This is a genomic window from Chitinilyticum piscinae, assembly GCF_015223195.1.
GTDB lineage: Bacteria > Pseudomonadota > Gammaproteobacteria > Burkholderiales > Chitinibacteraceae > Chitinilyticum > Chitinilyticum piscinae.
This window is the reverse complement of the sequence record NZ_JADFUA010000002.1, coordinates 13,791-35,341: the sequence shown is the minus strand read 5'-3', so window position 1 is coordinate 35,341 and position 21,551 is coordinate 13,791. Positions and strand designations below refer to the sequence as shown.

At 57.8% G+C, this 21,551-nt stretch carries 20 protein-coding genes and 1 tRNA gene; all 21 read right to left on the bottom strand.

Features of this window, described 5'->3' with window-relative positions:
• Positions 1-4 precede the first annotated feature (4 nt).
• The 21 genes from pheT to INR99_RS03905 all read right to left on the bottom strand — a co-directional run bounded on the left by pheT (position 5) and on the right by INR99_RS03905 (position 21,551).
• A complete protein-coding gene (gene pheT / locus INR99_RS04005) occupies positions 5-2,359 on the bottom strand; it encodes a phenylalanine--tRNA ligase subunit beta (protein ID WP_194115020.1) in 2,355 nt (784 codons plus the stop codon).
• A gap of 19 nt (positions 2,360-2,378) precedes the next feature.
• The gene (pheS, locus tag INR99_RS04000; RefSeq protein ID WP_194115019.1) at positions 2,379-3,374 is read right to left on the bottom strand and encodes a phenylalanine--tRNA ligase subunit alpha; all 996 of its coding nucleotides are present in this window, start codon (positions 3,372-3,374) and stop codon (positions 2,379-2,381) included.
• A 187-nt stretch (positions 3,375-3,561) separates the two neighbouring features.
• On the bottom strand, positions 3,562-3,918 hold the full coding sequence (gene rplT / locus INR99_RS03995; RefSeq protein ID WP_194115017.1) for a 50S ribosomal protein L20: 357 nt from the start codon (positions 3,916-3,918) through the stop codon (positions 3,562-3,564).
• A 16-nt stretch (positions 3,919-3,934) separates the two neighbouring features.
• Positions 3,935-4,132, bottom strand: a complete 198-nt coding sequence (gene rpmI, locus INR99_RS03990; protein ID WP_028452289.1) for a 50S ribosomal protein L35 — start codon at positions 4,130-4,132, stop codon at positions 3,935-3,937.
• A gap of 147 nt (positions 4,133-4,279) precedes the next feature.
• Positions 4,280-4,804 (bottom strand): translation initiation factor IF-3, encoded by a 525-nt coding sequence (infC, locus tag INR99_RS03985; RefSeq protein WP_194115388.1) that lies wholly within the window; start codon positions 4,802-4,804, stop codon positions 4,280-4,282.
• Positions 4,805-4,849: 45 nt separating this feature from the next.
• A complete protein-coding gene (gene thrS, locus INR99_RS03980; RefSeq protein ID WP_194115016.1) occupies positions 4,850-6,754 on the bottom strand; it encodes a threonine--tRNA ligase in 1,905 nt (634 codons plus the stop codon).
• 166 nt (positions 6,755-6,920) lie between these two features.
• A tRNA-Val gene (locus INR99_RS03975) sits at positions 6,921-6,997 on the bottom strand.
• Positions 6,998-7,048: 51 nt separating this feature from the next.
• Positions 7,049-7,351, bottom strand: a complete 303-nt coding sequence (locus tag INR99_RS03970) for a DUF2818 family protein (protein ID WP_194115015.1) — start codon at positions 7,349-7,351, stop codon at positions 7,049-7,051.
• Entirely contained in the window at positions 7,351-8,856 is a 1,506-nt protein-coding gene (nuoN, locus tag INR99_RS03965; RefSeq protein ID WP_194115014.1) for an NADH-quinone oxidoreductase subunit NuoN, read from the bottom strand. Before nuoN ends, INR99_RS03970 begins: the two co-directional genes overlap by 1 nt.
• Before the next feature lie 33 nt (positions 8,857-8,889).
• A complete protein-coding gene (locus INR99_RS03960) occupies positions 8,890-10,383 on the bottom strand; it encodes an NADH-quinone oxidoreductase subunit M (RefSeq protein WP_194115013.1) in 1,494 nt (497 codons plus the stop codon).
• Positions 10,384-10,434: 51 nt separating this feature from the next.
• On the bottom strand, positions 10,435-12,501 hold the full coding sequence (gene nuoL, locus INR99_RS03955) for an NADH-quinone oxidoreductase subunit L (protein ID WP_194115012.1): 2,067 nt from the start codon (positions 12,499-12,501) through the stop codon (positions 10,435-10,437).
• Between the two features lie 40 nt (positions 12,502-12,541).
• Positions 12,542-12,847, bottom strand: coding sequence for an NADH-quinone oxidoreductase subunit NuoK (nuoK, locus tag INR99_RS03950; protein WP_194115011.1), 306 nt, complete (start codon positions 12,845-12,847; stop codon positions 12,542-12,544).
• A 20-nt stretch (positions 12,848-12,867) separates the two neighbouring features.
• On the bottom strand, positions 12,868-13,500 hold the full coding sequence (locus tag INR99_RS03945; protein ID WP_194115010.1) for an NADH-quinone oxidoreductase subunit J: 633 nt from the start codon (positions 13,498-13,500) through the stop codon (positions 12,868-12,870).
• A 9-nt stretch (positions 13,501-13,509) separates the two neighbouring features.
• Positions 13,510-13,998, bottom strand: a complete 489-nt coding sequence (nuoI, locus tag INR99_RS03940; RefSeq protein WP_194115009.1) for an NADH-quinone oxidoreductase subunit NuoI — start codon at positions 13,996-13,998, stop codon at positions 13,510-13,512.
• Positions 13,999-14,019: 21 nt separating this feature from the next.
• Positions 14,020-15,087, bottom strand: a complete 1,068-nt coding sequence (gene nuoH / locus INR99_RS03935) for an NADH-quinone oxidoreductase subunit NuoH (protein WP_444542133.1) — start codon at positions 15,085-15,087, stop codon at positions 14,020-14,022.
• A gap of 15 nt (positions 15,088-15,102) precedes the next feature.
• A complete protein-coding gene (gene nuoG, locus INR99_RS03930) occupies positions 15,103-17,412 on the bottom strand; it encodes an NADH-quinone oxidoreductase subunit NuoG (protein ID WP_194115008.1) in 2,310 nt (769 codons plus the stop codon).
• 41 nt (positions 17,413-17,453) lie between these two features.
• On the bottom strand, positions 17,454-18,746 hold the full coding sequence (gene nuoF / locus INR99_RS03925; protein WP_194115007.1) for an NADH-quinone oxidoreductase subunit NuoF: 1,293 nt from the start codon (positions 18,744-18,746) through the stop codon (positions 17,454-17,456).
• Position 18,747: 1 nt separating this feature from the next.
• Complete coding sequence (nuoE, locus tag INR99_RS03920; protein ID WP_194115006.1) at positions 18,748-19,221, bottom strand: NADH-quinone oxidoreductase subunit NuoE; 474 nt, start codon at positions 19,219-19,221, stop codon at positions 18,748-18,750.
• Complete coding sequence (locus INR99_RS03915) at positions 19,221-20,477, bottom strand: NADH-quinone oxidoreductase subunit D (protein WP_194115005.1); 1,257 nt, start codon at positions 20,475-20,477, stop codon at positions 19,221-19,223. Before INR99_RS03915 ends, nuoE begins: the two co-directional genes overlap by 1 nt.
• Complete coding sequence (locus tag INR99_RS03910) at positions 20,467-21,066, bottom strand: NADH-quinone oxidoreductase subunit C (protein WP_194115004.1); 600 nt, start codon at positions 21,064-21,066, stop codon at positions 20,467-20,469. Before INR99_RS03910 ends, INR99_RS03915 begins: the two co-directional genes overlap by 11 nt.
• An 8-nt stretch (positions 21,067-21,074) precedes the next feature.
• Entirely contained in the window at positions 21,075-21,551 is a 477-nt protein-coding gene (locus tag INR99_RS03905; protein ID WP_194115003.1) for a NuoB/complex I 20 kDa subunit family protein, read from the bottom strand.

Here is a 21,551-nt window from a genome sequence, read left to right as displayed (position 1 = left end):
TCTATCAAACTCGCAATTGGGCGCCGGATTGTTCGGCGATCTTGATCAAACCAGCCATAACGGCCTCGACTTCCTCGTCGGTCAAGGTCTTGGCAGTATCTTGCATTAACACCTTGAATGCAAGGCTCTTTTTTCCTTCCGGCAAGCCCTTGCCACGATATACATCAAAGATTTCGATGTTGGTGACCAGCGGATTTTTCATGCCGGCAAAGGCCGTTAGCAAGTCGGCAGTTGCGGCAGCCTCATCCACCAGCAAGGCCAGGTCTCGGCGCACCGGCTGGAACTTGGCATGCGGCTTCGCCTCGATGCGGGCCACGTTGAGCAGCGCCTCAACGTCCAACTCGAAGAGCACCGGCGCCGAGCCAAGCTCGTAGCTTTGCACCCAGCGCGGATGCAGTTCACCCAGCACTCCGATGCTGCGGCCATCGAGCCACACCTCGGCTGAGCGGCCCGGGTGCAGCGCGGGATGGCTGGCACGCTTGAAGTCGGCCGAGCGCGGCGCCAGCAGCGCCTCGACGTCGGCTTTGACATCAAAGAAATCAACGGCATCCTTGCCGCCCCCCCATTGCTCGGCGTGGCGGCCACCCCAGGCGAGTGCGGCCAGCTTCTCGGGCTGTGTATCGGCCGTGGTGCCATTGAACACGCGCGCCAGCTCGAAGAGGCGCACGCGATCCTGGCGGCGGTTCTGGTTGGCCTTCAGTGCGTTCACCAGACCACCGATCAGGCTGGAGCGCATCACGTTCCACTGGCTGGCGATCGGGTTGATCAGACGAACGGGCTGGTCATTGCCGGCCAATTCTTTTTCCCAGCGTTCTTCAACGAAAGCGTAATTGATCGCCTCGAAATAGTCGCGGGCAACCAGCAGGTTTTTCAGCAGGGACTTGCCGCGCAGATTGCCTGGCTGCGGCAGCATGGCCAGCCTGGCGGCAGACGGCGCCACCGGCACATTGTCGTAGCCGTAAACGCGGGCGATTTCTTCGATCAGGTCTTCCTCGATTTCGATATCGAAGCGGAAGGACGGCGGCGTGACCGCCAGCACCTCGCCCTGATCGGCCACGCCCAGCCCCAGGCTTTCGAGGATAGTGATGATACGCTCGCGCGGCAGATCGACACCCAGAACACGCGCGACGCGCGCCAAACGCAGATTCACTGCCGGACGAGCCGGCAGCTCCGCGATCTGCTCGACCACCGGGCCAGCTTCACCGCCGCAGATTTCCAGCACCAGCTGCGTGGCGCGTTCCAGCGCAATACGGGTCGCGGTGAAATCGACACCGCGCTCGAAGCGGTAGCTCGAATCCGAACCAAAGCCGATGCGGCGGGACTTGCCAGCGATCACGTTTGGCGCAAAGAAGGCGGATTCGAGGAAAATTTCGGTCGTGTCATCATCAACCGCGGTCGCAGCGCCACCCATGATGCCGGCCAGCGCGACGGGCTTGTGCGCGTCGGCAATCACCAGCATGTCGGCGTCCAGCGCCAACTCCTTGTCGTTGAGCAGCACGATTTTTTCGCCGGCCTGCGCCATGCGTGCCGTGATCGTGCCGGACAGCTTGGCGTTGTCGAACGCGTGCATCGGCTGACCCTGTTCGAGCAGCACGTAGTTGGTCACATCAACCAGCGCCGAAATGCTGCGCACGCCGGAACGCTCGAGGCGCTGCTTCATCCACATCGGCGTTGCCGCCCTGGCGTTCACGCCACGGATCACGCGGCCGGCGTAACGAGGGCAGGCCGCGGCATCGCCCAGCACCACAGCGCGGGTCACGTCCGTGCTCACGGCCGCTTCGGATACAGCAACGGGTGTCTGCTCGCAAGCCACAAGGGCAGCGACTTCACGGGCAATACCCTTGATGGACAGGCAGTCGGTACGGTTGGGCGTGAGCTTGAGCGTCAGCAGGCGATCATCCAGCTGCAGATAGTCGCGCAGCGGCGTGCCCACCGGCGCATCCGCCGGCAGGATCAGCAGGCCATCGACGCCATCGGGAATGCCCAGCTCGTCACCCGAGCACAGCATGCCGAAGGATTCGACGCCGCGCACCTTGGCGCGCTTGATCTTGAAATCGCCTGGCAGATTAGCGCCAATGCGCGCGCACGGCACTTTCAGCCCCGGCGCTACATTGGGTGCGCCGCAGACGATGGTCAGCGGCTCGGCTTCGCCGACGTTCACCTGACAGACGTTCAGGCGATCCGCATCCGGGTGTTTGGCAATCGATAGTACTTCGGCAACAAACACGTCGTTGAAGGCCGGTGCGGCGGGTTCGTTTTCTTCGACTTCCAGCCCGGCCATGGTCAGCAGGTGAGCCAGCTCGTCAGAATTCAGCGCAGGGTTGACCCAGGTGCGCAGCCACTGTTCAGAAAATTGCATGGTTTTGCCCTTTGATCGATTAACGGAATTGCTGCAGGAAGGACTGGTCGTTCTCGAAGAACAGACGCAGGTCATTCACGCCGTAATACAGCATCGCAAAGCGGTCCAGACCGATGCCGAAGGCAAAGCCGGTGTACTTCTCCGGATCGATATTCACATTGCGCAGCACATTCGGGTGGACCATGCCGCAGCCTCCGACCTCCAGCCAGCCTCGCGCGCCCAGCACATCGATTTCGGCTGACGGCTCGGTAAACGGAAAGAAGGACGGACGGAAGCGCACTTGCAGGTCGTCACGCTCGAAAAAGCGGCGCAGAAAATCAACAATCACGCTCTTCAAATCGGCGAAGGACACGCCCTCCTCCACCCACAGGCCTTCCATCTGGTGGAACATCGGCGAATGCGTGGCATCGGAATCGACGCGAAACACGCGGCCGGGGGCGACGATCTTGATTGGCGGCTCGTTGTTGAGCATGTAGCGCACCTGGATCGGGCTGGTGTGGGTGCGCAGCACCAGCGGCTCGCCATCGGATTCGACGTAGAAAGTATCCTGCATCGCCCGTGCGGGGTGATTCTTCGGAATGTTCAGCGCTTCGAAGTTATGGAAGTCGTTTTCGATTTCCGGGCCATCGGCCACGGCAAAACCGATCGAACGGAACAGCGATTCGATGCGTTGCTGCACCAATGTCACCGGATGCAGACCACCGCCGCGGTGTCCACGACCGGGAAGGGTAATATCCAGCGCTTCGGCGGCCAGCTGCTTCGCCAGTTTTTCGGCGGCCAGCGCTTCACGGCGGGCATTGAGCGCGCCCTCAAAGGCCTGCTTGGCCTGATTGACCGTGGCACCAAAGGTTTTCTTTTCTTCCGGAGGCAGGCTGCCCAGTTGCTTCAGCAGCGCGGTAATGGCGCCTTCCTTGCCGACATATCGTGCCTTGGTGTTTTCCAGTTCCTGACTGTCGGCCGCGGCGTTCAGCGCCGCAATGCCTTCAGCCAGCAGTTCGTTCACATTGGCTACCATGATCTTCTATCGCCTATAGGCTGGATAAGGAGGAAACTGACTTTCCGGATCATCCACCGCAATACCACTATGTGTATTGCCTCGTAGACCATAAAGAAAGCAAGCTTCACGCAAATACCCCACACCAATATTGGCGGAGTGAATAAAAAAGGGAGGCTTGCGCCTCCCTTTCATGCAGCGATTCCGCTTAGGCGAGGCTAGCCTTGGCCTTTTCAACGAAGGCGGCGAATGCCGGCTTGTCGAATACAGCCAGGTCAGCCAGTACCTTGCGGTCCACTTCGATGCCAGCCTTCTTCAGGCCGTTCATGAAGCGGCTGTAGGCCAGACCCAGTTCACGCGCAGCGGCGTTGATACGGGTGATCCACAGCTGGCGGAATTGACGCTTGCGCTGACGACGGTCACGGTAGGCATATTGACCAGCCTTCATGACAGCTTGCTTGGCTACACGGTAGACGTTTTTACGACGACCGCGATAGCCCTTGGCCAGAGCGAGAACTTTTTTGTGACGAGCACGGGCGGTTACACCACGTTTAACGCGAGGCATGACTTATCTCCTTGAATTAAGCGTAGGGCAACATGGCACGTACGTGACCCATGTTGGTCGCATCGACCATGCATGTGCCGCGCAGTTGGCGCTTGTTCTTGGTGGTCTTCTTGGTCAGGATGTGGCGCTTGAACGCTTTGCTGCGCTTAACACCACCGCCACCAAGCACTTTCAGGCGCTTGGCTGCGCCGCTCTTGGTCTTCATCTTGGGCATTGAAATGCTCTCCAAGTTTGCTTTTTGATTCGGCAACAGGCGGCTGCAGTTGCCTGCAGCACTTAAGCCCGCCACCCCACTTGTGCAACCGGTGCAGGAAAACCCTGCCAGGGAGCCGGTTGCCACTCCCTTAAACCCTGAGACCGGTCAGATCTTCTTTTTCGGCGCCAGCATCATGATCATCTGGCGACCTTCCAGCTTGGGGAACTGTTCGACCACGGCCAACTCGGCCAGATCGGCTTCAATCCGTTTCAGCTGAGCCATGCCGATATCCTGGTGAGCCATTTCGCGACCGCGGAAACGCAATGTCACTTTGGCCTTGTCACCATCCTCGAGGAAGCGGATCAGATTACGCAGCTTGACCTGGTAGTCATTCTCGTCCGTCCCCGGACGCAGCTTCACTTCCTTGACCTGGATCTGCTTCTGCTTCAGCTTGGCGGCGTGCTCTTTCTTGGACTTCTGGTACTTGAACTTGCCATAGTCCATCAGGCGGCATACTGGGGGTTGCGCATTGGGCGCAATCTCGACCAGATCCACTTCCAGCTCTTCGGCCTTTTCCAGCGCTTCACGCAGGCTGACTACGCCGAGCTGTTCACCTTCCTCGCCCTGCAGACGAACTTCGCGCGCGGTAATCTCACCATTGATCCGCGGCTCTTTTTCCTGAGCAGCTATTGTCTTATCTCCGTCAATAAAAGAAAAACCGCGCGTCCTGTCGCATCAGACCTGCGGGAGCTCCGCCTTGAGGCGTTCAATCAGCGCATCCACGCTGAGCTGCCCCAGATCTTCACCACTGCGGCTACGCACGGCTACCAGGCCCGCATCGCGCTCCTTATCGCCCACGATGAGCTGGTAAGGAACCTTTTGCAAGCTATGTTCGCGGATTTTATAGGTAATCTTCTCGTTTCTCAAGTCGGCGTGCACACGGAAGCCGGCAGCTGTCAGTTTTGCCGCCACGCTTTCCACATATTCACGCTGCGCGTCGGAAATATTCGCAATAACCAACTGCACCGGCGCTAGCCACAACGGGAATGCGCCAGCGTGGTGTTCGATCAGAATCCCGATGAAGCGCTCCATGGAACCCAGGACGGCACGGTGCAGCATGATCGGGCGATGCTTGCTGTTATCCTCACCGACATACTCGGCACCTAGGCGCTCCGGCAGGTTCGGGTCAATCTGCAGCGTACCGCACTGCCACACGCGCCCCAGACAATCCTTGAGCGAAAATTCGATCTTTGGGCCATAGAAGGCCCCCTCGCCCGGCTGGTATTCAAATGCCAGCGACTTGGAATCGAGCGCCGCAGCCAGACTGCCTTCCGCCTTATCCCAACTCTCCTCGGTACCTACACGCTTGGCGGGACGGGTGGACAGCTTGACCTGAATATCGTCAAAGCCGAAGTCCTTGTACACCGCCTGCAGCAGATCAATGAACTCGGCCGCTTCGGCCTGCACCTGATCTTCGGTACAGAAAATATGCGCATCATCCTGGGTAAAGCCACGCACACGCATCATGCCGTGCAACGAACCGGATGGCTCATTACGGTGACAGGAACCGAATTCGGCATAGCGCAGCGGCAGGTCGCGATACGAACGCAAACCCTGATTGAATACCTGGATATGCCCCGGACAGTTCATCGGCTTGACTGCATAGTCGCGCTTTTCCGACTGGGTGGTAAACATATTGTCGTGGTAATTATCCCAGTGACCGGACTTTTCCCACAGACTGCGATCCATCACGGTCGGGGTACGAATCTCCTGGTAACCATGCTTGGACAGCTGGCGACGCATGTACTGCTCGATGGTTTGCCAGATCGACCACCCTTTCGGATGCCAGAACACCATGCCCGGCGCTTCTTCCTGCATGTGAAAGAGATCAAGCTGCTTGCCAATCTTGCGGTGATCGCGCTTTTCGGCCTCTTCGAGCATATGGAGGTATTGCTCCATATCCTCCTTCTTCGCCCACGCAGTGCCATATACCCGGGTGAGCATCTCGTTATTGCTATCACCACGCCAGTAGGCGCCAGCCACCTTCATCAGCTTGAACACTTTCAGCTTGCCGGTGGACGGTACGTGCGGGCCGCGACACAGATCAGTGAACTCGCCCTCGCGGTACAGCGACAGCGGCTCGTTACTCGGAATACTGGCGATGATCTCGGCCTTGTAGTGCTCGCCAATGCCCTTGAAGTAGGCCACCGCTTCGTCGCGCTCGAGCTCGTAGCGTTCGACGGGAATATCGGCCTTGGCCAGTTCCTGCATTTTCTTTTCAATCAGCTGTAGATCTTCCGGGGTAAACGGACGCTCGAAGCTGAAGTCGTAGTAGAAGCCGTTGTCGATCACCGGCCCGATTGTCACCTGCGCAGACGGGAACAGCTGCTTGACTGCATACGCCAGCAAGTGGGCGGTGGAGTGGCGGATTACCTCCAGCCCATCTGCATCCTTGTCGGTAACGATAGCCAGCTGAGCATCGCGGTCAATCAGATAACTGGTATCGACCAGCTTGCCATCCACCTTGCCGGCCAGAGCAGCCCGTGCAAGGCCTGCACCGATACTGGCAGCAACACCCGCCACCGTTACCGCGGCATCAAATTGTCGTTGAGAACCATCCGGAAGGGTAATGACTGGCATGGTATGCGCCCTTTGCAATATTTGAATTCGATGACCCGGCTGCGCCGGACAAAAAAAAAGTGCGGCAATTGCCGCACTTTTTCTGATCAAGCCCAATGCACGGCTACCGGTTGCTTAACACCAGGTAGTTGTGCAAGTTCGAAACATGGGCTTGACTCCATTTGTTTGGTAGGCACGATTGGACTCGAACCAACGACCCCCACCATGTCAAGGTGGTGCTCTAACCAGCTGAGCTACGTGCCTGAAGAGCTGCGAATATTACCTACATCCGCAGCAGCTGACAAGTGCTTTTGTTCAGATTCCCGGTTTACGCCAGAAATAGCGCCACACAAAGCCCGGCCAGGCAAAAACCAGAAACAGGCAAAGCGTCGTGACATAAAACGGCCATTGCTGCGGATGCACCGGCGAAGTACGCCCTTCCAGCCAGTAGGCAATGCCGCCCAACACTACATACAGCAGCAACCACTCCAGCAAGCGGCAATAAAATGGCTTCCTGCCGTTGGCTGAGGAATAAAAACCGGCAATCCGGTCGGTCATAAATGGCAAATTGGCGGCTACCGCCGCCAATCCGCCAAACACCAATACTTCGGCATTCATTACTGGAGCATCATCCCGGCCGCACTGGCCATTGACAGTTTCACCGCATACGACAGCGCAGTGAGCAATTGGTTCGGGAATACACCAAGCGCCAGCAGCAAGAGGCAATTTGCCGACAGGATAAGCTGTGCATCCAGATTGCCAACCGCAACCGGGGCGTCCGCCTCAGGCTCGTCGAAATACATGACCTTGACCACTCGCAGGTAGTAGAACGCACCGATCAACGAGAAAACCACCGCCACGATGGCCAACCACGTGAAGCCAGAGCCAACCAGCGCCCGCAGAACCGAGAGCTTGGCAAAGAAGCCAACGAAGGCAGGAATGCCGGCCATCGAGAACATCACCATCAGCATCATCAGCGCATACCAAGGATTACGCTTGTTCAGCCCCTTGAAGTCATCGATGTTTTCGCATTCGAAACCGCTGCGGGACATCAGCATCAGCAGACCGAAGGAAGCTGCAGCCGTGATCACGTAGGTCATTACATAGAAGAACGACGCGGCATAACCCACTGCGTTATAAACCAGAAAGCCCAGCAGCACGAAGCCCATGTGCGAAATGGTGGAATACGCCAGCATCCGCTTGATGTTTTTCTGGGCAATCGCAGCGAGATTGCCAATCACCAGCGACAGCACCGCCATGATGATCAGCATTGCCCCCCAATCCGGACCCAGCGCAGCCAGACCATGACCGAGCAAGCGCAGAACGAAGACAAACGCCGCCAGTTTGGGAGCAGAACCGATCAGCTGGGCCAGCAGAGTCGGCGCGCCCTCGTAGACGTCCGGCACCCACATGTGGAAAGGCACAGCACCCAGCTTGAAGCCGATACCGGTCACGACGAACACCGTACCGAAAGTCACCAGCATCGGATTGGCTTCACCACGGATGATGCGGCTGGCCACTTCGTAGATATCCAGCGAACCGGTTGCACCATAGAGCATCGACAGACCGTAGAGCAGCATGCCGGACGCCAGCGCGCCAAGTACGAAGTACTTCATCGCGGCTTCAGTGGAGCGAACATTGTTGCGCGGCATGGCAACCAGCGCATAGATCGCCAGCGACAACAGCTCCAGACCCACATACAGTGTGAGGAAGTTGGTCGCCGAAGCCATCACCATCATGCCCAGCAAGGAGAACAGCGTCAGGGTAAATAGTTCGCCCTTGAAGATGCCACGCTCCTGCGCATAGCCGCGACCATAAATCAGCACCAGCGCAACACCAAGCACCATGCCGATCTTGGCAAAATCAGCGACCGGATCTGCGACATACATATTGCTGAAAGCATAGCGAGCCGGCGAAGCACCATTCGCGGCCAGCATCAGCCCCTGCTGCAGGCTCTGAATGGTCAGCACGGCAGTCAGTGCCAGCACCAGCAGCGTCAGCAGATAGGTAACCTGCTTTCTCGATTCCGAGACAAACAGATCGAAAAGAAGAACGATACACGCGGAGCAAAGCAGGAAGATTTCCGGCGTCGCGACCCATGCATTGAGACTGGTTGGAATCATGATGAAACCTATGTCAGATATTCGCGAGAAGTCTTACTGCAGCTTGGTCTGCGCAGCCAGTTCGATCAGGTGGTTCACCGATTGCAGCGTCACATCGGTCAACGGCTTCGGATACAGACCCATGCCGAGCACCGCAACCGCCAGAATGGCCAGCACCAGAAATTCGCGCTTGTTCACATCCTGCAGCTCGGCCACATTCTCGTTGGCCACTTCACCGAAGATCACGCGCTTGTACATCCACAGGGTGTAGGCGGCGCCAAAGATCAGCGTTGACGCAGCAGCAAAGGCAACCCAGAAATTCACCTGCACGGCCCCCAGCACCACGAAAAACTCGCCCACGAAACCGGCAGTACCCGGCAGGCCGGCATTGGCCATCGCAAACAGCATGAAGAAGCTCGCAAAAATCGGCATCTTGTTTGCCACGCCACCGTAATCGGCGATCTTGCGGCTATGTACACGGTCATACATCACACCGATACAGAAGAACATCGCGGCGGACACGAAACCGTGACTGACCATGAGGGCAATCGCACCGACAACGGCGTACTGATTCAGATAGCCATTGGCGAACATGAAGAAGCCCAGCGTTACGAAGCCCATGTGGGAGATGGACGAGTACGCCACCAGTTTCTTCATGTCGCTCTGTACCAGCGCCACCGCACCAATGTAGACCACCGCAACCAGCGACAGCAGCACGAATACCCACGCATATTCACGCGATGCATCCGGCGCGATCGGCAAGGCAAATCGCAGGAAACCGTAGGCACCCAGCTTTAGCGTGATCGCAGCCAGTACCATCGAACCACCGGTCGGCGCCTCAACGTGCGCATCCGGCAACCAGGTATGCACCGGCCACATTGGCACCTTCACCGCAAAGGCGAAGAAGAAAGCCACCAGCAGCAGCACTTGTGCGGACATGCCCAGCGGTACGCGGTAGAAGGCCAGAATTTCGAAACTGCCGGTCTGCATGAACAGGTAGATGAACGCAATCAGCGTCAGCAGCGAACCCATCAGCGTATACAGGAAGAACTTGATCGACGCATACACGCGGCGCGGCCCCCCCCAGACACCGATGATCAGATACATCGGGATCAGCATCGCTTCGAAGAATACGTAAAACAGAATCGCATCCAGCGCGGCAAAGGCACCATTGATCAGGCCGGACATGATCAGGAATGCAGCCATGTATTGCGCAACACGCTCCTTGATCACTTCCCAGCCGGCAATTACCACCAGCAGCGTGGTGAAGCTGTTCAGGATCACGAACAGCACCGACAGTCCATCAACTCCCAGGTGGTAATTGATGTTGTAGCTCTCGATCCAGGGAGCAAGCACTTCGAACTGCATGCCAGCCGATGTCAAATCGAACTGGGTATACAGCGGAATGGTCACGAGGAAGCCGGCCAGTGAGCCGGCAAGAGCCAGCCATCGGGCCAGACCGGCACGCTGATCGCCGCCGGTGGCCAGCACGATCAGGCCTGCCAGAATCGGCACCCAGATCGCGAGGTTCAGAAGATTACCCGTCATAGTCAACCTACTTGTAATGTATTGGATTCGGTTATCCGATGAGCATCAGGTTCAGAGCACACCGTGCAAATTCAGGAAGTAGATCCAGATGCTCAGCATGAGGATTGCGCCCAGAATCATCGCAAACGCGTAGTGATAGATGTAACCGGTCTGGATCTTGCGCACGAGGCCGGAGACGAAACCGACTACCCGCGCAGCACCATTGACGATCAGCCCATCGATCAGCAGGGTGTCACCCACCTTCCACAACAGCGTTCCGATTGCACGACCGGCAGCAGCAAAACCGTTGATGTAGAGATGATCCATGTAGTACTTCTCTTCCATCACCTTCTTCACGCGGATGGCAGTGAAGAAGCGGTCGCAGGCATCAGCCAGTTGCGGCTTGACCATGTAGAACAGATAAGCAGTGGCAACACCGGCTGCTGCCAGCCAGAACGGCAGGGTCGCGAAGGCATGCAGGCCCATGGCCACGGCATCGTGGGCGTGGTGCTTCACGGCTTCCAGGGCGGGGTGAGCTTCCAGATTGGTGAAGATCACCTTGTCGAAGAAGCTGCCTGCAATCATCGGACCGATGGCGATGAAGCCGATCACGACCGACGGAATGGCCAGCAGTACCAGCGGCAGGGTGACTACCCACGGCGACTCGTGCGGCTTGTCGTTCGGGCCCAGGCCATGATGGTGATCATGGGACTCTTCTTCATCATGATGATCACCGTGATGATCGCCATGACCTGCCTCCATCCAGCGCTCCTTGCCGTGGAAGACCAGGAAGTACATGCGGAAGGAGTAGAAGGCTGTTACAAACACACCAGCCAGCACCGCGAAGGTCGCAAAGCCGGCACCCGGCAGATTGCTGTGCTCGACCGCCAGAATGATCGAGTCCTTGGAATAGAAACCGGACAGGAACGGGGTGCCGATCAAAGCCAGCGAACCGATCAGGGACGTAATCCAGGTAATCGGCATGTATTTCTTCAGGCCGCCCATGTTGCGGATGTCCTGATCGTGATGCATGCCGATGATGACCGAACCTGCAGCCAGGAACAGCAGCGCCTTGAAGAAGGCGTGGGTCATCAGGTGGAAGACAGCAACCGAGTAGGCCGAAGCACCGAGCGCCACGGTCATGTACCCCAGCTGCGACAGCGTGGAATAGGCGACCACGCGCTTGATGTCGTTCTGGATGATGCCGAGGAAACCCATGAACAGCGCGGTAATCGCACCGATCACCATCACGAAGTTCAGCGCAGTATCCGACAGCTCGAACATCGGGCTCATGCGCGACACCATGAAGATACCGGCGGTCACCATGGTTGCGGCGTGAATCAGTGCGGAAATCGGCGTCGGGCCTTCCATGGAATCCGGCAGCCACACATGCAGCGGGAACTGCGCGGACTTACCCATCGCACCAACAAACAGCAAAATGCAGGTAACAGCGAGCAAGTTCCACTCGGTACCGGCAAACAAGCTGATGGTCTTGGCTTGCCAGGCAGCCGTATCGGCATTGAGCTTGGCAAAGACGGTCGCGTAATCCAGCGAACCGAAGTGATACAGCACCAGACCGATACCCAGCAGGAAGCCGAAGTCACCGACGCGGTTCACCAGAAAGGCCTTCAGGTTGGCAAATGTCGCTGTCGGACGCTTGAACCAGAAGCCGATCAGCAGGTAGGAAACCAGACCCACCGCTTCCCAGCCGAAGAACAGCTGCACGAAGTTGTTGCTCATCACGAGCATCAGCATCGAGAAGGTGAACAGCGAGATGTAGCTGAAGAAGCGCTGGTAACCCGGGTCTTCCTGCATGTAGCCGATGGTGTAGATGTGCACCATCAGCGACACGAAGGTCACTACGCACATCATCATCGCGGTCAGGGTATCGACCAGGAAGCCGACGTTGAAATCAACGCCATTGATAGAAATGAAGGTATAGACGTTCCCGTTATACGCTTCGCCGCCTCCAAGCAGATACTGCAGCACGTATGCAGACAGCAGGAAGGAAGCTGCCACGCCACCAATGGTGACGGTATGCGCGGCCTTGCGGCCGATCGCCCAGCCAAACAGGCCGGCCACCAGCGCCCCGAACAAGGGCGCCAGTGGAATCAGCAGATAGATTGTTTTCATGTCCATTGCGAATATCCGTATCTCTGTCGATTCTGTGTTTGGTCCCTTAGCCCTTCATTGTGCCGAGGTCTTCGACGGCAATGGAGCGCAGGTTACGGAACAGCACCACGAGGATCGCCAGACCAATCGCCGATTCGGCGGCTGCGACCGTCAGGATGAAGAACACGAAAATCTGCCCAGCCGAGTCCCCGAGGAACTGCGAGAAGGCGATGAAGTTCATGTTCACGGCAAGCAACATCAGCTCGATCGCCATCAGCATGACGATGAGGTTCTTGCGGTTCATGAAGATGCCGAATACGGACAGTGCGAACAGGATCGCGCCCAGCACCAGAAAATGAGTCAGTGTAATCACGTCGTATCTCTCCCCTGCCCTTAGCCTTGAGCCTGCTGATCATCCGCCGGCTTGGGCTGCGGCGCTTCCAGACGTGCCTCGGCATCCATCTTCAGCACGCGCACACGATCTGCGGCCTTGACGGCAATCTGCTCGCCCGGCTGCTGGTACTTGGTGTTCTTGCGCTTGCGGATGGTCAGACCGATGGCGGCTATCATGCCCACCAGCAGCAGAACCGCCGACAGCTGGAACGGCAGGAAGTAAGTGGTATAGATCTGCAAGCCCAGTTCACGCACGGTCGGACCGGTTTCAACCAGCTGCGCGCCGGGAATCTGCGCATAGCGATTGGTCAGCACCAGGATCATTTCGACCAGCATGATGGCTGCCACCACGGCGGCCACCGGGAAGAACTTCCAGAACCCCTTGCGGAGCTCTTCGAAGTTCAGATCCAGCATCATGACCACGAACAGGAACAGCACCATCACCGCCCCGACGTAGATGACGACGAGCGATACCGCCAGGAATTCTGCCTTCAGCAGAATCCACAGACAGGCACTGGTAAAGAACGACAGGATCAGCCAGAGCACGGCGTGAACCGGGTTCTTGGCGGTGATCACACGCAGCGCACCAAACACCAGTACCGCCGCGAAGATGTAGAACAAAGCCAGAGTCATGTGGCCCCCTTAGCGATACTTGGCGTCAGCCGCCTTGCGCTTGGCAATTTCGGCTTCGTATTTGTCACCCACAGCCAGCAGCATCGGCTTGGTGTAGTACAGGTCGCCACGCTTTTCGCCGTGATACTCGAAAATGTGGGTTTCCACGATGGCGTCGACCGGACAGGCTTCTTCGCAGAAACCGCAGAAGATGCACTTGGTCAGATCGATGTCATAGCGGGTAGTACGACGCGTACCGTCATCGCGCTGCTCGGATTCGATGGTGATGGCCATCGCCGGGCACACGGCTTCACACAGTTTGCAGGCAATGCAGCGTTCTTCGCCATTGGCGTAACGGCGCTGTGCATGCAAACCGCGGAAACGCGGGCTGAGCGGGGTCTTTTCTTCCGGGAACTGCACGGTAATCTTCGGTGCGAAGAAATACCGTCCAGTCAGCATCAAGCCCTTAACCAGCTCGACGAGCAGGAAGGTCTTGAAGAATTGCGAGATTTTCTCCATGGTCTTTATTCCTTGTCGCTCTTAGTTCCAGAGGGAGAACGGGGTCTGCATCCAGGCAGCCACGACGATGATCCACACCAGGGTAACCGGGATGAAGATCTTCCAGCCCAGACGCATCAGCTGGTCATAGCGATAGCGCGGGAAGGTGGCGCGGAACCACAGGAAACAGAACATCATGAAGGCAACCTTGGCCACCCACCACAGGAAGGAGGGCGCGCCGAGGATCGGCCAGGTTTCCGGGAACGGCGACAGCCAGCCCCCCAGGAACATGACCGAGGCCATGGCAGCGATCAGCCACATGTTGGCGTATTCGGCCAAGAAGAACAGCGCGAAGCTCATGCCCGAGTATTCAATCATGTGACCGGCAACGATTTCCGATTCGCCCTCGACCACGTCGAACGGGGCACGGTTGGTTTCGGCCACACCCGAGATGAAGTACACGACAAACAACGGCAGCAGCGGCAGCAGGTTCCAGCTCGCCAGACCGTAAGCACCTGCCTGTTTGGCAACGATCTCGGTCATGTTCAGGCTGGAAGACACCATCATCACGCCAACCAGCGCAAAACCCATCGCCAGTTCGTAGGACACGACCTGGGCAGCGGCACGCATGGCACCGAGGAACGCGTACTTGGAGTTCGACGCCCAGCCAGCCAGGATCACGCCATAAACGCCAATCGAGGTAATTGCCATCACATACAGCAGGCCGACGTTCAGATCCGCCAGCACGAAGCCTGGGTAGAACGGAACCACAGCCCATGCGGCCAAGGCCGGCACTAACACCCAGATCGGCGCCAGGAAGAACAGGCCCTTGCTGGATGCGGAGGGGGTAATGATTTCCTTCAGCAGCAGCTTCACGCCGTCGGCAACCGGCTGCAACAGACCGAACGGACCAACACGGTTGGGGCCGATACGGATCTGCATGTAACCAATCACCTTACGCTCGGCGAGCGTGGCGTAGGCAACGGCACCCATGATCGGTGCGACAATGCAGACGATCTTCAGCAAGGTCCAGGCAACGAATCCGATTTCATTGCCCAGCAGGCCATTGAGGAAATCCGGGATCATCTGGATAGTTTCATTGGTAGCCATCTCTCTCCCCTCCCCTTATGCCTTGACCACGCTGATGGCACCCACATGGGCAGCCAGCGCGCGAGTCAGCGGGTGGTTGGCGGATACACGGATTACTTCATCCAGCAACGCCGCATCCACAGCCACTTCCAGTTCAGCTACGCCATTGCCCTGAGTGACGCGGGCACGATCACCGACAGCCAGACCCAGCTTGGCCAGCGTTGCCGCGCTGGCACGCAACTGCGCAGCCACTGCCGCATCGGCGGTCTTTTGCAGGCTCGGAGCACGGCGGCTGAGCATATCAGCCTGATAGAGCGATACCTCACCCAAGCGAACCAAACCGCTCGCAGCTTGCGCCTTGACGGCAACCGGAGCAGCAAGGACGTTCGACAGGCGCGGAGCGATGTCGCCAGCTAGTGCTTCGTCGCGGATTTCTTCGGACGAGGTGTAGTCAAAACCGACAAAGCCCAGCAGATTGCCTAATACACGCAATACCTTCCAGGCCGGACGAGTGTCGCCCAACGGACGCACGACGCCGTTGAAGCTCTGAGCACGGCCTTCCATATTGACGAAGGTACCGGACGTTTCGCTGAACGGTGCAACTGGCAGGATGACATCGGCATGCTCCAGCGCGCAGGACGAGAAGCTCGACAGCGCCACCACCAGCTTGGCGTTTTGCACCGCCGCCAGCGCCTGGGCCCCGTTCTGCACATCAAACTCGGCTTCGGTATTCAGCATGAAGTAGGCCTGACGCGGCTTGGCAAACACGTCGCCACCGGCATCAGTTCCGATCAGTTGCGCACCAACACTGTTGGCCGCCTCGGCGAGCACACCCAGCTTGGCCCCGGTCGCCTCCGCAATTGCGGCAGCAGCAGCATACACTTCGGCATAACGCGGATGCTGCTGAGCCAGATTACCCAGCAGGATTGCAGCCTTTGCCTTGCCATCCAGCACGGCAGCAACAGCACGAGCCTCAGCAGGTATATCAATAGAAGCAGCATCCACATTGGTCGGCAGAGCAATACCCTTGATCTCGGCGACAGCCTTGAGTACTTGCAGTACACCTTCGACCAGTTGATCCGGACGAACGACCAGTTCGGCGGCCTTGGTGGTCAGCAGATCATCCGCATGCGGATTGATCGCGGCCAGCTTGAGACCCTTCTTGACACCCTGACGCAGGCGTTGCGCCAGCAGCGGCTGCTCTTTGCGCAGTGTCGAGCCGATCAGCAGTACGGCTTCATTGCTGGCCAGTTCGGCGATCGGCTGACCCAGCCAGGTCGCACCTGCGGTCTTCAGCGAGAAGTCAGCAGCACGCAGGCGGGTTTCAACGGCATCAACACCCAGACCGGACATCAGCTTGCGCAGCAGGAACAGTTCTTCCACAGTGCTGTGGGCAGTTGCGACAGCAGCAACGCTATCACGACCATGCTCGGCGATCACACCCTTGAGACCATTGGCAACGAATTCCAGCGCAGTCTGCCAGTCGGCTTCCTGCCAGACGCCACCCTGCTTGATCATCGGCTTGGTGATGCGCTCTTCGCTGTTCAGCGCTTCGTAGGAGAAGCGATCGCGGTCAGCCAGCCAGCATTCGTTGATGGCTTCGTTTTCCAGCGGCAGCACGCGCATGACCTTGTGGTTCTTGACCTGCACCACCAGATTGGCGCCCAGACCATCGTGCGGGCTCACGCTCTTGCGGCGGGACAGCTCCCAGGTACGGGCGCTGTAGCGGAACGGCTTAGACGTCAGCGCGCCAACCGGACACAGATCAATCACATTACCGGAGATTTCCGAATTCACCGTCTTGCCGATAAACGGCAGTACTTCAGTGAATTCACCGCGGTTGGCCATACCCAGTTCCTGGTAGCCAGCGATTTCTTCGGTAAAGCGCACGCAACGACTGCAGTGAATGCAGCGCGTCATGTCGGTGGAGATCAGCGGCCCCAGATCCTTGTTGGCCACCACGCGCTTCTCTTCCTGATAGCGCGAGCCGGACTGGCCATAACCAACAGCCAGATCCTGCAGCTGGCATTCGCCACCCTGATCGCAGATCGGGCAGTCCAGCGGGTGGTTGATCAACAGGAATTCCATGACGCCCTTCTGGGCAGTCACGGCCTGATCGGAGTGGGTAAATACCTTCATCCCGTCAGTAACGGGCGTGGCACAGGCCGGCAGCGGCTTGGGAGCCTTTTCGACCTGAACGAGGCACATACGGCAGTTTGCGGCAATGGACAGCTTCTTGTGATAGCAGAAGTGCGGGATGTGCACGCCAATCGAATTGGCTGCGTCCATCACGGTGCTACCGGAAGGCACTGTCAGTTTTTTGCCGTCGATTTCGATTTCCAGCATGATCGACTCGATTCAATGTATTAATTCTTGGGATCCAACACTCAGGACAGCGCAGCGAACTGGCTCTTCTTGTGTTCGATCATGTATTCGAATTCGCTACGGAAGTGCTTGAGCATTCCGCGCACCGGGAACACGGCAGCATCACCCAGCGCACAGATGGTGCGGCCGGCAATGTTGTCGCCGATGCTGGCAAGCAGCTCCAGATCTTCCGGGCGGCCTTCGCCGTGTGCGATCCGATGCACGATGCGATACAACCAGCCCGTACCTTCACGGCACGGCGTACACTGGCCACAGGACTCTTCGTGATAGAAATAGGAAAGGCGCTCGAGCGCACTGACCATGCACACGGTTTCGTCCATCACGATCACGGCGCCGGAACCGAGCATCGAGCCCGCCTTGGCGATCGAGTCATAGTCCATCGTGCACTGCATCATGATCTCGGCCGGCAGCACCGGAGCGGACGAACCACCGGGGATCACTGCCTTCAGTTTCTTGCCGCCACGCATGCCGCCGCACATTTCCAGCAGGTCTGCGAACGGGGTGCCCAGCGGGATTTCATAGTTGCCAGGACGATTGACGTGACCGGAGACCGAGAAGAGCTTGGTGCCACCGTTATTGGGTTTACCCAGCTCAAGGAATTTCTGCCCGCCTTCACGGATGATGTACGGTACGGAGGCAAACGTCTCGGTATTGTTGATGGTTGTGGGCTTGCCATACAGACCGAAGGAGGCCGGGAACGGCGGCTTGAAGCGCGGCTGGCCTTTCTTGCCTTCCAGCGACTCAAGCAGTGCAGTTTCTTCACCACAGATGTACGCGCCATAACCATGGTGGGCGTGCAGCTGGAAACAGAAATCGGTACCGAGGATGTTGTCACCCAGGAAGCCAGCCTTGCGGGCCTCTTCCAGAGCCTCTTCAAAGCGCTCGTAGGCTTCGAAGACTTCCCCGTGGATGTAGTTGTAGCCAACAGTGATGCCCATGGCGTAACCGCCGATGATCATCCCTTCGATCAGCGCATGCGGATTGGATACGATGATATCCAGATCCTTGAAGGTGCCCGGCTCGCCTTCGTCGGTATTGCAGACGAGGTACTTCTGGCCCGGAAAATTACGCGGCATGAAAGACCACTTCAGACCAGTGGGGAAGCCTGCGCCGCCACGACCCCGCAGCGACGAGGTTTTCACCTCGGCAATGACTTCATCCTGGGTGATCTTCTCGTTCAGGATTTTCTTCAGCGCAGCATAGCCGCCACGCTTGACGTACTCTTCGAGCCGCCAGTGATTCGGATTGTCGAAATCGACGCCCTCGAACACGACGCCTTTTGCATAAATCGTCATCTTATTCGAGCTCCGCCAGTTTCTTGTCGATCGCGTCCGGGGTCATGTGATTGCACATGCTGTGGTTGTTCACCAGCATCACCGGTGCATAGCCACAGGCGCCCATGCACTCCCCTTCCGCCAGGGTAAACTTGCCATCAGCAGTTGTTTCACCAAAGCCGATTCCGAGCTTCTGCTTCAGATAATCAGCCGTGGTATAACCACCGGAAAGTGCACAGGGCAGATTGGTACAGACGGTCAGTTTGTACTTGCCCACCGGCTTGCGGTCATACATGTTGTAGAAGGTTGCCACTTCATAAGCAGCCACCGGCGGAATGCGCACATAGCTGGCAACAAACTCAATCAGTTCATTGGTCAGATAGCGCTTCTCGGTTTGCGCAATGCGCAGTGCGCCCATGATCGCCGAACGACGCTGGTCAGCGGGATACTTGGCCAGTTCGCGGTCAATCTGCGCGAGGGATTCTTGCGACAGCATTAGCGGTCCACCTCACCAAATACAATATCCTGGGTACCGATGATCGCGACAACGTCGGAGATCATGTGGCCACGCGACATTTCGTCGAGCGAAGACAGATGCGCATAACCCGGCGCACGAATCTTCAGGCGATACGGCTTGTTAGCACCGTCGCTCACCAGATAGATGCCGAATTCGCCCTTCGGGTGCTCGACAGCAGCATAAGCCTCGCTGGCCGGCACGTGCATGCCTTCGGTAAAGAGCTTGAAGTGGTGAATCAGCTCTTCCATATTCGACTTCATCGCTTCGCGCGAAGGCGGAGCAACCTTGTGATTGTCGACAATCACCGGGCCCTTGTTGCCCTTCAGCCACGCCACGCACTGCTTGATGATGCGGTTGGACTGGCGCATTTCCTCGATACGAACCAGATAACGGTCGTAACAGTCACCATTCACGCCAACCGGAATATCGAAATCCAGCTTGTCATAGACTTCGTAAGGCTGCTTCTTGCGCAGATCCCAGGCGATACCCGAGCCACGCAGCATTGCACCGGTCATGCCCAGCTGCAGCGCGCGCTCCGGGGACACCACACCAATACCGACAGTACGCTGCTTCCAGACACGGTTGTCGGTCAGCAGGGTTTCGTATTCATCGACATAGGTCGGGAAACGGTTGGTAAAGTCCTCGATGAAGTCCAGCAGCGAGCCTTCGCGGTTGTAGTTCATCTTCTTGATGGCTTCGGCATTGCGCAGCTTCGATGCCTCGTACTTCGGCATTGCATCCGGCAAATCGCGATAGACGCCACCCGGACGGTAATACGCGGCATGCAGGCGGGCGCCGGATACAGCCTCGTAACAATCCATCAGGTCTTCACGTTCACGGAAGCAGTACAGAAACATGGTCATCGCACCGCAATCCAACGCGTGCGCGCCCAGCCACAGCAAGTGGTTCAGGATACGGGTGATTTCATCGAACATGACACGGATGTACTGGGCGCGCAGCGGCACTTCCAGACCCAACATCTTTTCGATCGCCATGCAGTATGCGTGCTCGTTGGCCATCATCGACACATAGTCGAGACGATCCATGTACGGCAGCGACTGGATGAAGGTTTTGCTCTCGGCCAGCTTTTCGGTGCCGCGATGCAGCAGGCCGATGTGCGGGTCGGCACGCTCGACGACTTCACCATCCAGCTCCAGTACCAGACGAAGTACGCCGTGAGCTGCCGGGTGTTGCGGACCAAAGTTAAGGGTGTAGTTGCGAATTTCAGCAGCCACCGTAATTCTCCTCGCGGATGATGCGCGGAGTGATTTCGCGCGGCTCGATGGTGACAGGTTGATAGATCACACGCTTTTGCTCGGCGTCGTAACGCATTTCGACGTAGCCCGACAGCGGGAAATCCTTGCGGAAGGGATGACCGACAAAACCGTAGTCAGTCAGAATACGGCGAAGATCCGGGTGCCCCTGGAACAGAATGCCATACAGGTCGAACGCCTCACGCTCGAACCAGTTGATGCCATTCCAGACATCCACTACGGAATCAAGCAGCGGGAAATCGTCGTCAGCGCAGAACACGCGTACGCGCAAACGGATATTGTGCTTGTACGAGGTCAGGTGATAAACCGCCGCAAAGCGCAGGCCTTGCCAGGCGCCATCGCCGTAGGCACTGTAGTCCATGCCACAGCAATCGATACAGGATTCGAAATGCAGGGCGGGAGTATCACGTAGCAGCAGCGCGGTTTCATGCCACTTTGCTGCCGGGACTTCGATGGTTACTTCGTTGAGCTCGCACTTCATGCTGGCGATGCGCTCATCGCCCAGCGCGACGCGCAGGCTATCCATCAGGGTTTCAAGCTTGTTTGCCATGACTCACCTCAACCGCGCGCAATCGTATTGGTGCGCTTGATCTTGTTCTGTAGCTGGATGATGCCGTAAAGCAGCGCTTCAGCTGTCGGTGGACAGCCCGGAACATAGACATCCACCGGAACAATGCGGTCACAGCCACGCACTACCGAATAGGAGTAGTGATAATAACCACCACCGTTGGCACAGGAACCCATCGAGATAACCCAGCGCGGCTCGGGCATCTGGTCATAGACCTTGCGCAAGGCGGGAGCCATCTTGTTGCACAGGGTACCGGCAACAATCATCAGATCGGACTGACGGGGACTCGGACGAAAGACCACACCAAAGCGGTCGAGGTCATAACGCGCGGCACCTGCCTGCATCATTTCCACCGCACAACAGGCCAGACCAAAGGTCATCGGCCAAAGCGAACCGGTACGGGTCCAGTTCACCACCGTATCGATCGAGGTGGTGATGAAACCTTTTTCAAGGGATTGCGCTTCCAT

Excerpts from the sequence above, each read along its gene's own strand:
- nuoG (WP_194115008.1), bottom strand. The coding sequence starts at position 17,412 with ATGCTGGAAATCGAAATCGACGGCAAAAAACTGACAGTGCCTTCCGGT.
- nuoI (WP_194115009.1), bottom strand. The coding sequence starts at position 13,998 with ATGGAGAAAATCTCGCAATTCTTCAAGACCTTCCTGCTCGTCGAGCTG.
- INR99_RS03910 (WP_194115004.1), bottom strand. The coding sequence starts at position 21,066 with ATGGCAAACAAGCTTGAAACCCTGATGGATAGCCTGCGCGTCGCGCTG.
- INR99_RS03945 (WP_194115010.1), bottom strand. The coding sequence starts at position 13,500 with ATGACTCTGGCTTTGTTCTACATCTTCGCGGCGGTACTGGTGTTTGGT.
- nuoH (WP_444542133.1), bottom strand. The coding sequence starts at position 15,087 with ATGGCTACCAATGAAACTATCCAGATGATCCCGGATTTCCTCAATGGC.
- INR99_RS03960 (WP_194115013.1), bottom strand. The coding sequence starts at position 10,383 with ATGACGGGTAATCTTCTGAACCTCGCGATCTGGGTGCCGATTCTGGCA.
- rpmI (WP_028452289.1), bottom strand. The coding sequence starts at position 4,132 with ATGCCCAAGATGAAGACCAAGAGCGGCGCAGCCAAGCGCCTGAAAGTG.
- pheS (WP_194115019.1), bottom strand. The coding sequence starts at position 3,374 with ATGGTAGCCAATGTGAACGAACTGCTGGCTGAAGGCATTGCGGCGCTG.
- thrS (WP_194115016.1), bottom strand. The coding sequence starts at position 6,754 with ATGCCAGTCATTACCCTTCCGGATGGTTCTCAACGACAATTTGATGCC.
- pheT (WP_194115020.1), bottom strand. The coding sequence starts at position 2,359 with ATGCAATTTTCTGAACAGTGGCTGCGCACCTGGGTCAACCCTGCGCTG.
- nuoN (WP_194115014.1), bottom strand. The coding sequence starts at position 8,856 with ATGATTCCAACCAGTCTCAATGCATGGGTCGCGACGCCGGAAATCTTC.
- INR99_RS03905 (WP_194115003.1), bottom strand. The coding sequence starts at position 21,551 with ATGGAAGCGCAATCCCTTGAAAAAGGTTTCATCACCACCTCGATCGAT.
- rplT (WP_194115017.1), bottom strand. The coding sequence starts at position 3,918 with ATGCCTCGCGTTAAACGTGGTGTAACCGCCCGTGCTCGTCACAAAAAA.
- nuoL (WP_194115012.1), bottom strand. The coding sequence starts at position 12,501 with ATGGACATGAAAACAATCTATCTGCTGATTCCACTGGCGCCCTTGTTC.
- nuoE (WP_194115006.1), bottom strand. The coding sequence starts at position 19,221 with ATGCTGTCGCAAGAATCCCTCGCGCAGATTGACCGCGAACTGGCCAAG.
- nuoF (WP_194115007.1), bottom strand. The coding sequence starts at position 18,746 with ATGACGATTTATGCAAAAGGCGTCGTGTTCGAGGGCGTCGATTTCGAC.
- INR99_RS03970 (WP_194115015.1), bottom strand. The coding sequence starts at position 7,351 with ATGAATGCCGAAGTATTGGTGTTTGGCGGATTGGCGGCGGTAGCCGCC.